13 protein-coding genes are annotated in these 15,747 nt (G+C 49.0%); 4 read left to right on the top strand and 9 right to left on the bottom strand.

The window, feature by feature from the left end; genetic code table 11:
- Positions 1-172: 172 nt before the first annotated feature.
- Positions 173-640, bottom strand: a complete 468-nt coding sequence (locus tag NFR98_RS14465; protein WP_014097750.1) for a DUF441 domain-containing protein — start codon at positions 638-640, stop codon at positions 173-175.
- A 167-nt stretch (positions 641-807) separates the two neighbouring features.
- Between NFR98_RS14465 and ytvI the strand changes: the two genes are divergently transcribed.
- A complete protein-coding gene (ytvI, locus tag NFR98_RS14460) occupies positions 808-1,926 on the top strand; it encodes a sporulation integral membrane protein YtvI (protein ID WP_014097749.1) in 1,119 nt (372 codons plus the stop codon).
- Between the two features lie 42 nt (positions 1,927-1,968).
- Here ytvI and pyk read toward each other — a convergent pair whose 3' ends face one another.
- The 6 genes from pyk to dnaE form a co-directional block, all read right to left on the bottom strand.
- Complete coding sequence (gene pyk, locus NFR98_RS14455; protein WP_014097748.1) at positions 1,969-3,729, bottom strand: pyruvate kinase; 1,761 nt, start codon at positions 3,727-3,729, stop codon at positions 1,969-1,971.
- A gap of 21 nt (positions 3,730-3,750) precedes the next feature.
- Complete coding sequence (gene pfkA, locus NFR98_RS14450) at positions 3,751-4,713, bottom strand: 6-phosphofructokinase (protein ID WP_035184376.1); 963 nt, start codon at positions 4,711-4,713, stop codon at positions 3,751-3,753.
- Between the two features lie 515 nt (positions 4,714-5,228).
- Positions 5,229-6,203 carry an acetyl-CoA carboxylase carboxyl transferase subunit alpha gene (accA, locus tag NFR98_RS14445; protein WP_251460458.1) on the bottom strand — a complete coding sequence of 325 codons (975 nt, stop codon included), beginning with the start codon at positions 6,201-6,203 and terminating at the stop codon, positions 5,229-5,231.
- Entirely contained in the window at positions 6,197-7,072 is an 876-nt protein-coding gene (gene accD / locus NFR98_RS14440) for an acetyl-CoA carboxylase, carboxyltransferase subunit beta (protein WP_035188406.1), read from the bottom strand. The genes accA and accD overlap by 7 nt, the downstream gene beginning before the upstream one ends.
- A 125-nt stretch (positions 7,073-7,197) precedes the next feature.
- The gene (gene ystJ / locus NFR98_RS14435; protein WP_014097744.1) at positions 7,198-8,430 is read right to left on the bottom strand and encodes an NADP-dependent malic enzyme; all 1,233 of its coding nucleotides are present in this window, start codon (positions 8,428-8,430) and stop codon (positions 7,198-7,200) included.
- Positions 8,431-8,523: 93 nt separating this feature from the next.
- Positions 8,524-11,868: a DNA polymerase III subunit alpha gene (gene dnaE / locus NFR98_RS14430; protein ID WP_017551270.1), complete on the bottom strand. Its 3,345-nt coding sequence runs from the start codon at positions 11,866-11,868 to the stop codon at positions 8,524-8,526.
- A gap of 145 nt (positions 11,869-12,013) precedes the next feature.
- Here dnaE and ytrH point away from each other — a divergent pair, with 145 nt between their 5' ends.
- Together ytrH and ytrI are read left to right on the top strand one after the other, a co-directional pair.
- The gene (gene ytrH, locus NFR98_RS14425) at positions 12,014-12,346 is read left to right on the top strand and encodes a sporulation membrane protein YtrH (protein WP_013859924.1); all 333 of its coding nucleotides are present in this window, start codon (positions 12,014-12,016) and stop codon (positions 12,344-12,346) included.
- On the top strand, positions 12,343-12,849 hold the full coding sequence (ytrI, locus tag NFR98_RS14420) for a sporulation membrane protein YtrI (protein ID WP_014097742.1): 507 nt from the start codon (positions 12,343-12,345) through the stop codon (positions 12,847-12,849). Before ytrH ends, ytrI begins: the two co-directional genes overlap by 4 nt.
- Positions 12,850-12,891: 42 nt before the next feature.
- Here ytrI and NFR98_RS14415 read toward each other — a convergent pair whose 3' ends face one another.
- Positions 12,892-13,830 (bottom strand): DHH family phosphoesterase, encoded by a 939-nt coding sequence (locus NFR98_RS14415; protein ID WP_071451969.1) that lies wholly within the window; start codon positions 13,828-13,830, stop codon positions 12,892-12,894.
- An 83-nt stretch (positions 13,831-13,913) separates the two neighbouring features.
- Here NFR98_RS14415 and NFR98_RS14410 point away from each other — a divergent pair, with 83 nt between their 5' ends.
- On the top strand, positions 13,914-14,222 hold the full coding sequence (locus NFR98_RS14410) for a YtpI family protein (protein ID WP_017551272.1): 309 nt from the start codon (positions 13,914-13,916) through the stop codon (positions 14,220-14,222).
- A 20-nt stretch (positions 14,223-14,242) separates the two neighbouring features.
- Here the strand turns inward: NFR98_RS14410 and NFR98_RS14405 are convergent, their stop codons facing one another.
- On the bottom strand, positions 14,243-15,559 hold the full coding sequence (locus tag NFR98_RS14405) for a CBS domain-containing protein (protein WP_251460455.1): 1,317 nt from the start codon (positions 15,557-15,559) through the stop codon (positions 14,243-14,245).
- Positions 15,560-15,747: the final 188 nt, after the last annotated feature.

Genomic DNA, 15,747 nt, shown 5'->3' with positions numbered 1-15,747 from the left:
AGTGTACAATTAGATGATAGAGCGTCTTCCCATTTTTTTCCACTCATTTGCCCCTTCGAGTAAAATTTTACACATACGATTTTAGCATATGCCCTTCTGTAGCAGCAGGAGAAAAACCGTTGAAAAATCTTTCTTCCAACGGTTTTTACATGTTTAAGCAAATTCCACCCGGCTAAAAACTGTTTGTCACCCATTCGACGATTTTCATGGCCATCCAGGCAATGCCGGCGCCGATCAGCGGCCCGACCGCAACCCCTTTAAACAAAGAAACGGCGAGAATGGTGCCAAGCACGAGCGCCGTCGTAATTTGCGGATCGCTCGCAAGCAGGGTGATACCGTTTTTGGCCAGAAGCGCGACAATGATACCGGATGCAAGTGCAATCCATGCATACGGCGATTTGAGCGATTCATACAAATCTTTAAAGCCGATCTGTCCGGTTGCAATCGGCACAAGGACGGCGATCGTAATAATGGTGACGCCCCAGTTGATCCCTTTCGACTGGACGGTTGAAAAAATTTTCGCATCCAGCCCTGCCACTTTCAGGACAAGTAGCACGATAACAGAAATGATTAACGATTGGTTTTTTGCCGCAAATCCGATCGCTAAAAGCAGCAACAAAAATAAATACGGCTGGTACATAAGCATCCCTTCTTTCATGCTGAAAATCTTTTGGTGCCGGGTATTTTTTTCTGAATTTTTGGTGAAGATAGAAATAGAAAATCTATCAAAAAAAACGGCTTTTTCTTTGTTTTACGCCCCCCGCCGTGTAAAATAATAACATATTAACGAATACAGGAGGGTCAGACTTGAATTCTGTTTACATACACCGCGCGCTGCGGGGCCTTTTTGTTGCACTGTGCATCCTGGTTGGCTTTTTTGCGGTTTATCTGGCTGTAAAATACGCTTATCCGTTTATTATTGCGCTGTTGATCGCGCTTATGATCAACCCGCTCGTCAATTTTCTGGACAGAAAGGTAAGGCTTCCGCGGGCGCTTGCTGTTTTGATATCCCTGATTCTGATCATTGGCGTCTTTGTCGGCATCATTACGCTGCTTGTTGCCGAGATCGTAACGGGGGCGAATTACCTTGCTGACGTTTTGCCGGAGCATGTCCAGACGCTTGTCAATTATTCGGAATCGCTTGTCACCGCCCAAGTTTTACCGCTGTACGACCAGCTGGCGGGCCTCTTTAAAAATCTCGATGCAGGCCAGCAGGAAACGATCGTGCAAAACATTCAGGCGGCCGGGCAAAAGATCGCTTCTTCAGCAGGTGATTTCCTGTCCGGGCTGTTTAAAAAACTGCCGGGGCTTGTTTCCTGGATTCCAAATGCGGCAACCGTGCTGATTTTTGCCCTGCTTGCAACGTTTTTCATCAGCAAGGACTGGAACCAGTTGACAGGCAAAGGAAAGCTGTTACTGCCGAAAAAAGCAAGAAAAAGCGGGATCACCGTGTTTGCCGACCTCCGCAATGCGCTTTTCGGTTTTGTCCGTGCTGAATTGACACTGATTTCCATGACACTTGTCATTGTGCTGATCGGGCTTTTGATTTTACGCGTGGATTACGCGATTACAATCGCCCTTGTTTGCGGCATTGTCGATATTTTGCCGTATTTGGGAACGGGCGTTGTGTTTGTCCCCTGGATCATTTACGAATTCATTACCGGCAGCCTGCCGCTTGCGATCGGGCTTACCGTCCTTTACATTGTCGTGATCGTGCAAAGGCAGATTATGGAGCCGAAAATTTTATCGTCCAGCATCGGAATGAATCCACTCGCGACGCTTATCGCCCTGTTTATTGGCTTTAAAACAGTCGGGTTCCTTGGCTTGATTCTCGGGCCGATTACACTCGTGTTGCTGACCGCGCTGATCCGCGCCCATGTATTCCATGACATTTGGAACTATATTATGGGCAAAAAAACAATATAAAAAACGCAGAGGCCGGATGCCTCTGCGTTTTTTTTTGCTTATTTACAATACAGTCGCATGGCCGTTGTAAACCGAGCCGGTTGCTGCATCTACCGTAACTTCCTGCCCGTCTTTAAAAATGGAAACGGCTTTTTCAACACCGACAATGACCGGAATGCCGACATTGATGCCAACAACTGCAGCATGGCTTGTCAAGCCGCCTTCTTCCGTAATCAGCGCGGCACATTTTTCAATGGCCGGCATGATTTCTTTGTCGGTCGTTCTCGTGATGAGCACACAGCCTTCTGTTGCTTTTGCGTTTGCTTCTTCTGGGCTTTCAGCAACAACGACCGGACCAAATGCCGATTTTCTGCCGATTCCCTGGCCTTTTGCCAATATATCGCCGATCAGGTGCACTTTCATCAGGTTGGTTGTGCCTTTCCCACCAACAGGGACGCCGGCTGTGATAATCACAAGGTCGCCGTGATGGACGATATCGGATTTCAATGCTTCATCCACTGCGATTTCAAGCATTTCATCCGTATTGTTTGCCTTTGTGCCCAATTGCGGGTATACGCCGGACACAACGGTTAAGCCGCGCTGCACTTTCGGATCGCTCGTGACAGCAATAATCGGGGCTGCCGGGCGGTATTTGGAGATCATGCGCGCCGTATAGCCGCTTTCGGTTGGCGCAATAATGGCATTCACATCAAGATTTAAAGCCGTATGGGCAACGGACTGGCAAATGGCGTCTGTCATATTATGGTCCGTGCTCTTGCTGCGTTTGTTCAGAATATCGCGGTGGTTAATCGCTTTTTCCACATGGACCGCGATATTGTACATCGTCTTAACCGCTTCAGCAGGATATTTTCCGGCTGCTGTTTCGCCGGAAAGCATGATTGCATCCGTGCCGTCGAAAATGGCGTTGGCCACGTCGCTTGCTTCTGCGCGGGTCGGGCGCGGGTTGCGCTGCATCGAATCCAGCATTTGCGTTGCGGTAATGACCGGTTTGCCGAGCGTATTGCATTTTCTGATCAGCTCTTTTTGCACGAGCGGTACCGCTTCGGTCGGAATTTCAACGCCGAGGTCACCGCGGGCAACCATTAAGCCGTCCGATACAGCTAGGATTTCATCGATGTTGTCGACGCCTTCCTGGTTTTCAATTTTAGGGAAAATTTTCACATGTAAAGCATCGTGTTCTTCAAGGAGCTGGCGAATTTCCAAAACGTCAGACGGCCGGCGTACAAATGAAGCCGCAATGAAGTCAATGCCTTGTTCAAGCCCGAACAGGATATCGCTCACGTCTTTTTCGGTAATGCCCGGAAGGTTCACGGAGACACCCGGGACGTTGACACCCTTTTTGTTTTTCAAAACGCCGCGGTTCAGCACTTTTGTATGGATTTCACCGGCGTTTTTATCGATGGCCGTCACTTCCAGTTCAATCAAACCATCATCAAGCAGAATTTTAGAGCCAACGTGCACATCATCAATCAGCCCTTCATACGTGACCGAAAATTTTTCCGTTGTCCCGAGCACTTCTGTCATTGAAATGACCGGCGTCATGCCTTCAACGAGCTCAAATCCGCCATCTTTCATATCGTGGGTGCGGATTTCCGGGCCCTTTGTATCAAGCAGAAGCCCGATCGTTTTGTTTTGGTTTTTTGCAGCTTCGCGGATATTTTTAATCCGGGCAAGATGTTCCTCGTGGCTGCCGTGCGAGAAGTTCAGGCGGCAAACATCCATCCCGTTTGCCATTAATCTTTCAAGCATTTCCACACTTTCACTGGCAGGCCCGATTGTACATACAATTTTGGTTTTTTTCATTCTATTTCCTCCTAAACAACGTTAGATCGACAATTCTTTCGACAGCTTATACATGTTTTGATTAATGGCGTGCGGTTTCCCGAGAATCTCAAGGATGTCATGGTCAACCAGCTGGTTATTTTGAATGCCGACAGCGCGGCCCCCTTTTCCTTCGAGCAGCAGTTCAACAGCCCTTGCGCCGAGGCGGCTTGCAAGCACGCGGTCAAATGCAGTCGGAGAACCGCCACGCTGGATATGGCCGAGAACGGAAACGCGGGTATCACCGATCGCACCAGTTTTTTTCAATTTTTCCGCAAACTCGTTACCACTCATCACGCCTTCCGCGACGATGATAATGCTGTGGCGTTTGCCACGTTTTTTCCCTTGTTCAAGGCGATCCACGACATCTTTCAAATCAAACTTTTCTTCCGGCACAATAATTGATTCAGCCCCGCCGGCAAGACCGGACCAAAGCGCGATATCCCCCGCATTTCTGCCCATGACTTCAATAATAAAGGTACGTTCGTGGGAAGAAGCGGTGTCGCGAATTTTGTCAATCGCATCCAGAACAGTGTTCAGCGCTGTATCAAAACCAATTGTAAAATCCGTACCTGGGATGTCGTTGTCGATTGTCCCCGGCACACCGATGCAGTTGAAACCTTGTTCTGTCAGTTTTTTCGCTCCCTGATAGGAACCGTCCCCGCCGATCACAACGAGGGCTTCAATGCCATGGTCTTTCAGCTGCCGGATCGCTTTTTGCTGCCCTTCCGGCGTTTTGAATTCTTCGCTTCTTGCCGACTGCAAAACCGTGCCGCCGCGTTGGAGAATATCACCGACAGATCCTGCTTCAAGCTTTTGGACGTTACCATGAATCAACCCGTTATAGCCCTGGTGAATACCGTAAACTTCCAGGCCGTGATAAATCCCTTTACGGGTAATCGCGCGGACTGCGGCATTCATCCCTGGTGCATCGCCGCCGCTTGTTAATACTCCAATTCGCTTCATATTATTCACCTCTGTATATGTAATTCTCTTGGCAGGCCGGTATTTCAATCAAGCAAAGTAATTATAGTATCTCCAAGTCTGCCTTCGAATATATCTAAAATACCACTTTAAAAGCATGTTCACAATCGATCATGAAAAAGTAAAAATTTTAAAAATGTGCGTTTATGAACAAACTGTGTCGGAATAGTATGAATACGTTACCAATTCTCCTGTCTTCCCTGCCTGCCATGCAAACGGCGTTCTTTTTTCTTTTCCCGGTTTCCATGCCGGTAAACCAGGATCTGAATTTTCTTTTCAACCACTTAGAAGAAAGGGGATCCTATATAACTTGAACTAAACATTACTACTTGTTTATGTGCTGCCATCCTGATCGTCATTGATTTTGGTACGAAAAACTTAAGTTCATTTTATATAGTTAGAAAGCAGAACGCCAAAATTTTGGCCTGCATCCGTTACACCATGTAAAAAGCGAGGCAACCGGTGATGGGTGCCGGTTGCCTGGGTGCTTTTTTCGGCTATTGGCGGGCAAACTGTTCGAGCGTTGAAAACACGCCAATTTTACGGTATTTTTCGTACCTTTTTTCCACCAGTTCTTTAGGGGCATATGCCCGCAGCTCCTTTAATGATGCGGCAAGCACAGGGCGCATCAGCTCTGCCTGCGCTCTCGGATCTTTATGTGCGCCGCCTTTTACTTCCGGAATCAGTTCATCGATAATGCCCAGTTCTTTCAGCTCGGGCGCGGTCATCTTCATAGTGGCGACGGCTCGTTTTGCCTGCGACGCATCTTTCCATAAAAGCGCCGCGGCGGATTCCGGTGAAATGACCGAGAACCATGAATTTTCGAGGACATGGATATGGTCGCCGACGCCAATGCCGAGCGCCCCGCCACTGGCCCCTTCACCGATAATCAGGCAGATGATCGGAACGCTCAACCCGGACATTTCAAACAGATTGCGCGCGATCGATTCAGCGATGCCCCTTTCTTCCGCTGCTTTTCCCGGATACGCGCCTTTTGTGTCGATGAAGCTGATAATCGGGCGTTTAAATTTTTCCGCCTGCTTCATCAGCCGCATTGCTTTCCGGTAGCCTTCCGGGTGTGGCATGCCGAAATTGCGGCGGATGTTTTCTTTTGTGTCTTTCCCCCGCTGCTGGCCGATCACGGTGACAGGAAGACCCTCAAATTTTGCGATCCCGCCGACAACCGCCCCGTCGTCGCCGTATACACGGTCGCCGTGGAGCTCAAGAAAATCGGTAAAAAGATATTGAATATAGTCCAATGATGTCGGCCGTTCGGGAAAACGCGCAATCTGGATTCTGTCCCACGGATCCATATTTTCGTAAATTTCCTCTTCCAGCCGGGAAAGCCTTGCTTCCAGTTTTTCAATCTCGCTTGACAAATCGACATCCGACTGTTTTGTAAAATCCTTTAGCTCGGAAATTTTGCGTTTCAGCTCAATGACCGGTTTTTCAAATTCAAGTTCATTCACCATTGTAGTTCACCTGCGTTTGTTGGTTGATGGATGTCCAGAATGCCTGCCAATGTTTTTTTCAGGTCATGGCGTTTCACAACCGCATCGAGCTGGCCGTGTTCAAGAAGAAATTCTGCAGTCTGGAAATCTTCAGGAAGTTCTTCGCGGATCGTCTGTTCAATGATGCGGCGGCCGGCAAAACCGATCAATGCGCCAGGCTCCGCAAGATTGATATCCCCGAGCGATGCAAAGCTTGCGGTCACGCCGCCTGTTGTCGGATGGGTCATCACGGTTACCGTTAACCCGCCGTGACGGCTGAACCTTTCGAGCGCTGCGCTCGTCTTCGCCATCTGCATTAAAGAATAGATCCCTTCCTGCATGCGGGCGCCCCCTGAGGCCGTGAAAATGATAAACGGCACATGGAGCCTGTCTGCTTCCTCGATGGCGCGCGTAATTTTTTCACCGACAACCGAGCCCATGCTGCCCATCCGGAATTGTGCATCCATGACACTAAGCACGACCGGCCTTTCCTGAATGTTGCCCTTACCTGTCAGTACCGCTTCATTCAAGTTTGTTTTTTTGCGGTCTTTTTCCAGTTTTTCAAGGTAACCCGGAAACGCAAGCGGGTTTTTGGAAACAAGCCCGCGGTCGAACTCTTCAAACGTTCCTTCATCCAGCAGGCTTTCCACCCTTTCATAAGCGGTCATTTGATAATGGTAGCCGCAATGGAGGCAGACTTTTAAATTCTTCTGCAGTTCTTTTGTATACATAATTTTGCCGCACTTCGGGCATTTTGACATGATCCCTTCAGGAACTTCCTGCTTTGTATGGTCTGAAGGGATAGTCGCATATTTTCGCTTTTTCGGTTTAGGAAAAAAATCTTTCAGCAAATCTTACCCCTCCTGTATCTGGCACCGGAACCACCGGGCAAGCCGGCGGTTTTTCTGCCGAAGTACCGGCAAATGGCGTTTTCCCGTACCGGCAAAAAGGCGGCTTTTTTTCCGGCATCTGATGCTTATTTGCCAATTTCGGAAAGCTGTTTCGTTTTTTCGCGGATTTCTTCCGGGCTCACCTGGATGCGGGCGACACCGGTTTCCATCGCCGCTTTTGCAACAGCTGCCGCAACCGCCGGCGCAACACGCGGATCAAACGGGCGCGGAATGACATAATCCGCATTCAGTTCATGTTCATCAATTAAACCGGCGATCGCGTGGACAGCGGCTTGTTTCATCTTTTCATTAATATGCGTGGCGCGCACATCCAATGCCCCCCTGAAAATACCCGGGAAGGCGAGGACATTGTTGACCTGGTTTGGAAAATCAGAGCGGCCTGTGCCGATGACTTTCGCGCCGGCCGCTTTGGCATCTTGCGGCATGATTTCCGGATTCGGATTGGCCATCGCAAAAATAATCGGGTCTTTTTTCATCGACTGCACCATTTCTTTCGTCAGTGCCCCCTCTACAGAAACGCCGATAAAAACATCCGCATCTTTGATCACATCCGCCAGGCTACCTGCTGCTTTATCACGGTTTGTATATTTGGCCACTTCGAATTTCACCTTGTTCATTCCAAACGGGCGCCCTTCATAGATCGCCCCTTTAGAGTCGCACATAATAATATCGCGGACGCCAAAGTTGTAAAGCAGTTTGATAATCGCGATGCCGGCAGCGCCCGCGCCGCTTGCCACCACTTTAATTTCAGACATTTCTTTGCCAACGAGTTTTAAAGCGTTCACGAGCCCGGCAGCCGTTACAATCGCCGTCCCGTGCTGGTCATCGTGAAAAACAGGAATATTCATTTCCTTCTTCAATTTTTCTTCAATGACAAAGCAGTTCGGCGCGGCGATATCCTCCAGATTCACGCCGCCGAAAACCGGTTCCAGTCGTTTCACCGTCTCCACGATTTCATCAATATCTGTCGTATCGAGGCAAATGGGAAAGGCATCGACGCCGGCAAAGCTTTTGAACAAAATCGCCTTGCCTTCCATGACCGGGAGTGCGGCTTCAGGGCCGATATTTCCAAGCCCGAGAACGGCGGTGCCGTCCGTTACAACCGCGACCATATTGCCTTTCATCGTATATTCATAGACCGTTTCCGGTTTGTCGTAGATCATTTTGCAAGGCTCAGCCACACCGGGCGAATAGGCCAGGCTCAGATCCTTTGCATTTTTGACGGTGACTTTTGACTTGGATTCCAATTTCCCTTTGTGTTCGCGGTGCATATGTAACGCTTCTTCCCGCAATGACATGAACCTCACTCCCCCGTTTTCACTGCACGATATGCGGTTTCTTACTCACAAGCCTATTAAACAATATAACATATTTAATCTAGAGAGAAAAACTTATTTCAATATGACATTTCCTTCACCAAGCAGTTCCGTAAGCTTTCCGAGGCATGCTTCCTCCGCCCGGACCCGGTTTTTTTCCGGAAGCCGGATCGTTTTCCGTTCCGCTTCATAATGAAGAATGACCGGCGAGTCCCCCGGAAAAGCGTCAAGCACCTGCTTCACTTGAACAAGCAGCATGCGGTCCTTTCCAGCCGGAATCTTTAAATATAACGTGGCACCGGTCGGCATGCTGCGGAACGGGCTGGCATCTTCGAGCGCCCGGGCAATCACCTGCTTTTTGCCGTTCCTGTTTTCAACATTTCCTTCCACGACCACAATCAACCCTTTTTGGCATAACGGGCTGTATTTTTTAAAGACATCCGGAAAAACAACACATTCTATCTCATCCGTTTCGTCACTCATGCGCAAAAATGCCATCAGGCTGCCTTGTTTTGTGCGGATCGTTCTTGTGTCCGTAATGCAGGCGCCAAACCGGATTTTTCTCATGCCGGGTTGAAGCTTGCTTACTGCAAGCACGCCGGCTTCGTCCCAACCCGGGCGGTACTGCCCGGCCGGATGCCCGGATAGATAGAGCCCCAAATATTGCTTTTCAAAGGCAAGCTTATCCATCAGTGAAATCGGCTCGGTTTCCACATAATTTGGTTCAATGCTGAACGCTTCATCCTCAAAGAACAGATCCGCCTGCCCGTCATCCGGCTTCATAATCTCCGCGTGCTCAAGGGCGACATCAATGCTGGCAAGCAAAACTGCCCTGTCTTTTCCAAACTCATCCATCGCGCCTGAGAATGCAAACGCCTCTAAAATTTTCCGGTTCAGCCCTTTCACCCGCAGGACAAGATCAAACAGGCTTTTAAACGGGCGCCGTTTTCTTTCTTTAAGCAGCTCTTTGATGGAGGCGTATCCGATCCCTTTTATCGCGGCAAGGCTATAACGGATGGCGCCGTTTTCCACGGTAAACGGATAATGGCTGTGCTGCACGGAAGGCGGCAAAACCCGGATCCCCATCTGCTGCGCTTCGCGAATATACTGGGCAATTTTATCCTCGTTGCCGATCACGCTCGTCAAAAGGCTTGCCATAAAATAGAGCGGGTAATGGGCTTTTAAATAGGCGAGCCGGCAAGCGAGCATGCTGTAAGCGACGGCATGGCTGCGGTTAAAACCATAATTGGCGAAGCGGACGATAAAATCATAAATAGTATTCGCCGTTTTTCTCTCATATCCTTTTTTTTGCGCGCCATTTATAAAATGCAGCCGCTGTTCGTCCAGGATTTCCCTTTTCTTTTTGCTGACGGCACGGCGGAGCAAATCCGCCTCCCCGAGTGAAAAGCCCGCCATCTTTGAAGCGATCTGCATAATTTGTTCCTGGTAGACAATCACACCGTATGTTTTTTCCAAAATCGGCTGGAGGTCGGGATGCGGATATTCGACCGGTTTCAACCCGTGTTTCCGCTCAATATAGGCCGGGATGTTTTCCATCGGCCCGGGCCGGTACAGCGCATTGACCGCGACAATGTCTTCAAATTCAGTCGGTTTAAGCCGCTCGAGCACTTTCCGCATGCCGTCCGACTCGAACTGGAAGATCCCGGTCGTATTGCCCGAACTAAAAAGGCGGAATGTCTGTGGATCATCGAGCGGTACATCCTGGAGGCGGATTTTTCTCCCCGTCCCCTTTTCAATCCCCGTGAGGATATGCTCAAGGATGGTTAAATTCCGCAAGCCGAGAAAATCCATTTTCAAAAGCCCGATTTCTTCGAGATGGTTCATCGGATACTGGGTTAAAAAGATGCCGTCATGCCCTTCCTGCACCGGGATGATTCCCGTAAGCGGTTCCCCACTGATAATGACGCCGGCTGCATGGGTCGAAACATGGCGCGGCAATCCTTCCAAAAGCAGGGCCGTTTCAAAAAGCTTGCGGTGCTGATCCGATTGGCCGATCCATTCCCGAAAGGCGCTTGATGCTTCATACGCTTTTTTAAGCGTCATGCCAGGCTGTGACGGGATGAAGCGCGACAACTGTTCAAGTTCTTTTGCGCTGAGACCGAATATCCGGGCTACATCCCGGGCTGCGGCTTTCGCAGCAAATGTGCCGAATGTGATGATCTGCGCGACATGCTGTCTGCCGTATTTTTCCGCAACGTAGCGAATCATCTCGTCCCGCTTGTGATCCGGAAAATCGCTGTCAATATCCGGCATGGAAATGCGCTCCGGATTTAAAAACCGTTCAAACAAAAGCCCGTATTGCACCGGATCGACGTCGGTAATATAAAGCGCGTATGCGACAAGGGAGCCGGCAGCGGAACCGCGCCCCGGCCCGGTAAGAATCCCGTGCTCCCTCGCATATTTCATAAAATCCCAGACAATAAGGAAATAGTCGCTGAACTGCATTTCCTGAATGATTTTTAATTCATACTCCAGCCGGTCTGTATACCGTTCTTCCAGATTCGGAACGCGTGCTGCAAGGCCTTTTCGGCATACTTCTTCTAAGAAGGCATCCGCCGTCTGCCCGCCCGGAACCGGAAATGCCGGCAGCAGCCGCTGTCCCGTTTTGATTTCCACAGAGCAGGCATCTGCAATTTTTTCCGTATTGGCCAAAGCTTCCGGGAAATCGGCAAAAAGCTGTTCCATTTCCTCTTGCGGCTTAAAGTCGTGCGTGCCGCTTTCCGGGCGCGGCCGGTTTTCATCCGTCAGTTTCACCCCGGCTTTGATCGCGCGCAACACTTCATGAGAAAAAGCATCTTCCTTTTTTAAGTATTTCACATTTGCGGCCGCCACTTCTGGGATACCCAGTTTTTCCGAGAGCGCGTGCATATCGGGAAGCACTTTCTTAGCTTGCACTGTCCCGTTGTTTTCAAGTGCAAGATAAAAGCTCGGCCCGAAAATGTCCCGGTATAAAACTGCAACCTCTTCTGCACGCGCTTCATCTCCCCTAAGTAGCGCCTGTTCGATTTCCCCTTCAAGCCCCGGCGTAAAGGCGATCAGGCCGTCGCTGTAGGCGCGCAGCCATTTGATAAAAATGCCGGGTTCGGGTCTCGTCTGGATGGCACTTGAGATTTTCATCAAATGCCGGTAGCCGGTTTCGTTTTTGGCAAGCAACACAACCGGATAGGCTGTGTCAGGTTCAAACGAACTCATGATATCCGCTGTCATGCCGATAATGGGTTTAATGCCATTTTCGCGGCAAGCCTTGTAAAAAGGAAAGGCCCCGTACATCACATTGCGGTCCGTGATCGCAAGGGTGTCGTAATGAAGCGCTTTTGCGTACGCCGCCCATTCAGGGATGGAGATCGTACTTTCCAACAGGCTGTAGGCCGTTTGGACCTGTAAATGGACAAAACGCATGGTAAACTGCCTCCTATTCGTACCTGTACATGATTCTTATTATACATGTTTTCACGCGAGCAAAAAAGAAGATACGTTCGATTTCATACAGGCATGCATTGTCCCATATATTGTTAGTAATGAAGAAAAGATGGGGATGGTTCGGTTGAGCGAAGGATTTTTTCCCGCATTTTTCAACAGCTATTTTATCGCATTCGGCGTAATGTTCGGCGGCGCCTTGATCGGGGGACTCGCTTCGTTCATTACCGGCGAGCCGCTTTTGACGGAAATTTCGAAGATTGCGCGTGACCTCCGCATCTGGGCGATCATTGCCGCCATCGGGGGGACGTTCGATACCGTTTACAGCTTTGAAAAAGGATTTTTGGAAAGCGAGACGATGGTATTGTTCAAGCAGCTGCTTTTAATTCTGTCGGCCATGGGCGGTGCCAAAACGGCCGCGCTCATTATTTCATGGATAACCCAGGAGAATGTGCTATGAGAATCCCGCCGCTTTACCGGAAACCGGGCTGGCAGCGGTTCATGGCCGGATTTATCGTGGGCGGGTGCATCTGCTGGCTGATTTTTCTGTACATGTTCGGTGTCATGCAGGAAAGGCAGGCGCAAATGATTGAACGGCAGGAAAAAACGATCCAGGATTTGCAACAGGAAAAGGCGATCTGGCAGGAAGACTATAAAAAGCTCAATCAAAAAAATGAAAAGCTCCTGACCATCCAGCGTATTGACGTGAAAATCAGCAACTACGAAAAATATGACATTCACGATTCACAAAGCATTTTTGAAGCAGAAGAGGATATTAAACATGACTTAAGCCCGCTGATTGCAAAAAATTTAAAAACCGCTTATTTGAACAAAGACTTGATCACCCGCATGCTTGAAAACAAAGTCATTAAAATCAACCACCGCCGCTATACTTTCGAAGTGCGGGACATTTTGTTTTACTCCGTTGTCCGCGTCCACCTGAATTTAAAGCTGGCAGACTAAAAGAAGGCAAATCCGCTTTTCCGGCGGTTCTGCCTTCTTTTTTTACCCTTCCTTGCAGAGCGCGATTAATTCCTTTTTTACCGCCTCTGCCGTTTCCCACGAATACGCGGTGGCCCCGGCCGCAAGCGGATGCCCGCCGCCGCCGTATTTGCGGGCCAGCTCATTGATGGCAGGGCCTTTGGAGCGGAAACGGAGGCGGATTTGGCCTTCTTCTTCGATAAAGAAGCACCAGGCTTTAAGCCCTTTAATATCGCCGAGCGTGGTGACAAGCTGGGAGGCTTCCCGCACCGTTACGCCGAATTTTTCAATCAGTTCTTTTTTCAGCACGACGATCGCCGCCCCGTGCTCAAGAATGTCCAGGTTCTGGTATATATACCCTTGAAGCCTCACGACTTCCGGTTCAACCTCGTACATCTTGTTAAAGAGCGCTGTCCGGTCAAAATGGTAATGGATCAGTTCTCCGGCATAGTCAAATGTTTTTTCCGTCGCACTCGGATACAAAAACCGGCCCGTATCCCCGACAATGCCGGCAAACAGCAGCCTTGCCGCGGCATCTGTCATCCTGAGCCCTTCTTCTTTCCCCGATAAGTAAAACTCATAAATCATTTCGCTGACAGAGGACGCGTCTTCATCGACCCACTGCAAATCCCCGTAAGCATCATGGTTCGGGTGATGGTCGATTTTGATCAGCCTTTCCCCCAGATGGAAACGCTGGTCGCTGATCCGCTCGCGGTTCGCGGTATCACAAACGATGACAAGCGCCCCGCGGTACGTTTCATCGGAAATCCTGTCCATCCTATTCAAGTAGGCGAGGTCCGGTTCATCATCGCCCACGATGTAAATGTTTTTATCCGGAAAAGACGCCTTCAATATTTCCGCAAGTCCCCCCTGCGATCCATATGCATCCGGATCAGGCCGGACATGGCGGTGGATGATGATCGTGTCAAAAAGCTTGATCGTCTGTAAAATTTTTGTTTTCATCTTACTCCCCGTTTCTCTGGCAAGTTCTTTTTTCATTTTGTAAAATAGAAGAAAATACTGACAACCCAATTTGGAGGTGCACGATGCCGATCCTTGCCGTTTTGATTCTCGCATCCCTTTGCGTGTATGTATATTTTAAACTAAAATACATCCGCAGCCTTTTAGCGATGGAAAAAAAGGTGTTCTCTGCCAAAGCCAATATGGCGCTCGGTTCGTTTATTTTTTTGTTCGGCGTGAATGAATTGTTTCTGTTTCACACTGCCGTCACCTATGCCATCGCAGCCATTTTTATCGCGCTCGGGCTGTTCAATATCGCAGGTGGTTTCAAAAGACTGCAGTTTTACCGGCCCGAAATGCAGAAAGAAAGAAACGAATCGCGGCGCACACTGTAAAAAGGAGTGGGCACGTACCGTTATCTTTCAATCAGTTGGCACATCAGCAGGGCTTTACCAACAAGGCTGCCTTGGTTGAAGACTTCGACATCAATTTTGGCAAATTTCCGGCCGGAATCGAGAATTTTCGGTACAATCCGGATCATACTTTCGAGCTGGACTGGTTTGATAAAATAGACCGTTAAACTTTCGATGATCATTTCGCCTTTTTTTCTGGAGCGCAAAAAGCGGTTGGTCGTTTCGTGCACGAGTGTCGTGAATACACCATATGAAATCGTCCCTAAAGGGTTGGTCATTTGCGGCGTCACTTCAAACTGGTAATCATCCGGGTCTTCCGTTTTGGCCGATGATGCATCAAGCTGGGTCGTGACGATATTGTCGATCGTTTCCCCGACTTGCGGCTGGCGCTGTGTCATTTGCAGCTCCTTTAAGACGTCCTGGCGGCTGACAATCCCCCTCAGCCGGTTAAAATCGTCGGTCACCGGCAAGATTTCGATCCCTTCCCAGACCATCATATGGGCAACAGATGTAACGCTTGTTTTTTCGCTGACCGTAATCGGATTTTTCGTCATCACTTTCTCGATGCTTAAGTGCGTGTCGGTTTCCATCACGTCTTTTGAAGTAATAATACCCGCCACCTTTAAATTGCGGTCGACAACAGGAAAGCGCGAGTGGCCTGTTTCCCGTTTTTTGCGGTACCAGTCCTGAACCGTGTCCGTTGTATTCAAATAAGCCGTTTTTTCAATCGGTGTTAAAATATCTTCAACGAGAATAATTTCTTTTTTGATCAGCTGGTCATAGACAGCACGATTAATCATCGTCGCAACGGTAAACGTGTCGTAGCTCGTCGAGATGATCGGCAGCGCTTTTTCATCCGCAATTTTTTTTACATAATCTTTCGTATCAAATCCGCCGGTGATCAAAACGGCAGCTCCTGACCTTAACGCCAGTTCATGCGCGTCCGTGCGGTTTCCGACAATGAGCAGGCTCCCCGGATCCGTATACTTCGACATCGCCTCGAGTTCCATGGCGCCGATCACAAATTTTGTAAGCGTTTTATACAGGCCGGATTTTCCGCCCAGCACCTGGCCGTCGATAATATTGACGACTTCCGAAAAGGTCAGCTTTTCAATGTTCTCTTTTTTCTTCTGCTCAATCCGGATGGTGCCGACCCGTTCAATCGTGCTGACATACCCTTTTATTTCAGCATCTTTAATGGCGCGGTAGGCGGTCCCTTCACTGACATTCAGCGCTTTTGCAATCTGGCGGACGGATATTTTTTCCCCGACCGGCAGCTCATTGATATATTGTAAAATCTGTTCGTGCTTTGTCGCCATTTTTTCACCTTCTTTCCGTTTTTGTCCGCTTTCAAGGAATATGTATGGAGCAATCTGTATATTTCTATTATAGATGGAAAAAGGGGGAAAGGGCAATCAGGCACCTTTATCTGTATGTGTCAAGTTTTTCTCGACAAGGTTTAAATATCGGGTATTCCAAGACACTCTTTTTGTACACTTTCGGCTAC

Source organism: Weizmannia agrestimuris (assembly GCF_943193165.1).
Lineage (GTDB): Bacteria > Bacillota > Bacilli > Bacillales > Bacillaceae_C > Weizmannia > Weizmannia faecalis.
Note: the sequence above shows the minus strand (reverse complement) of the source record. Positions and strands in the feature narration are given on the sequence as shown.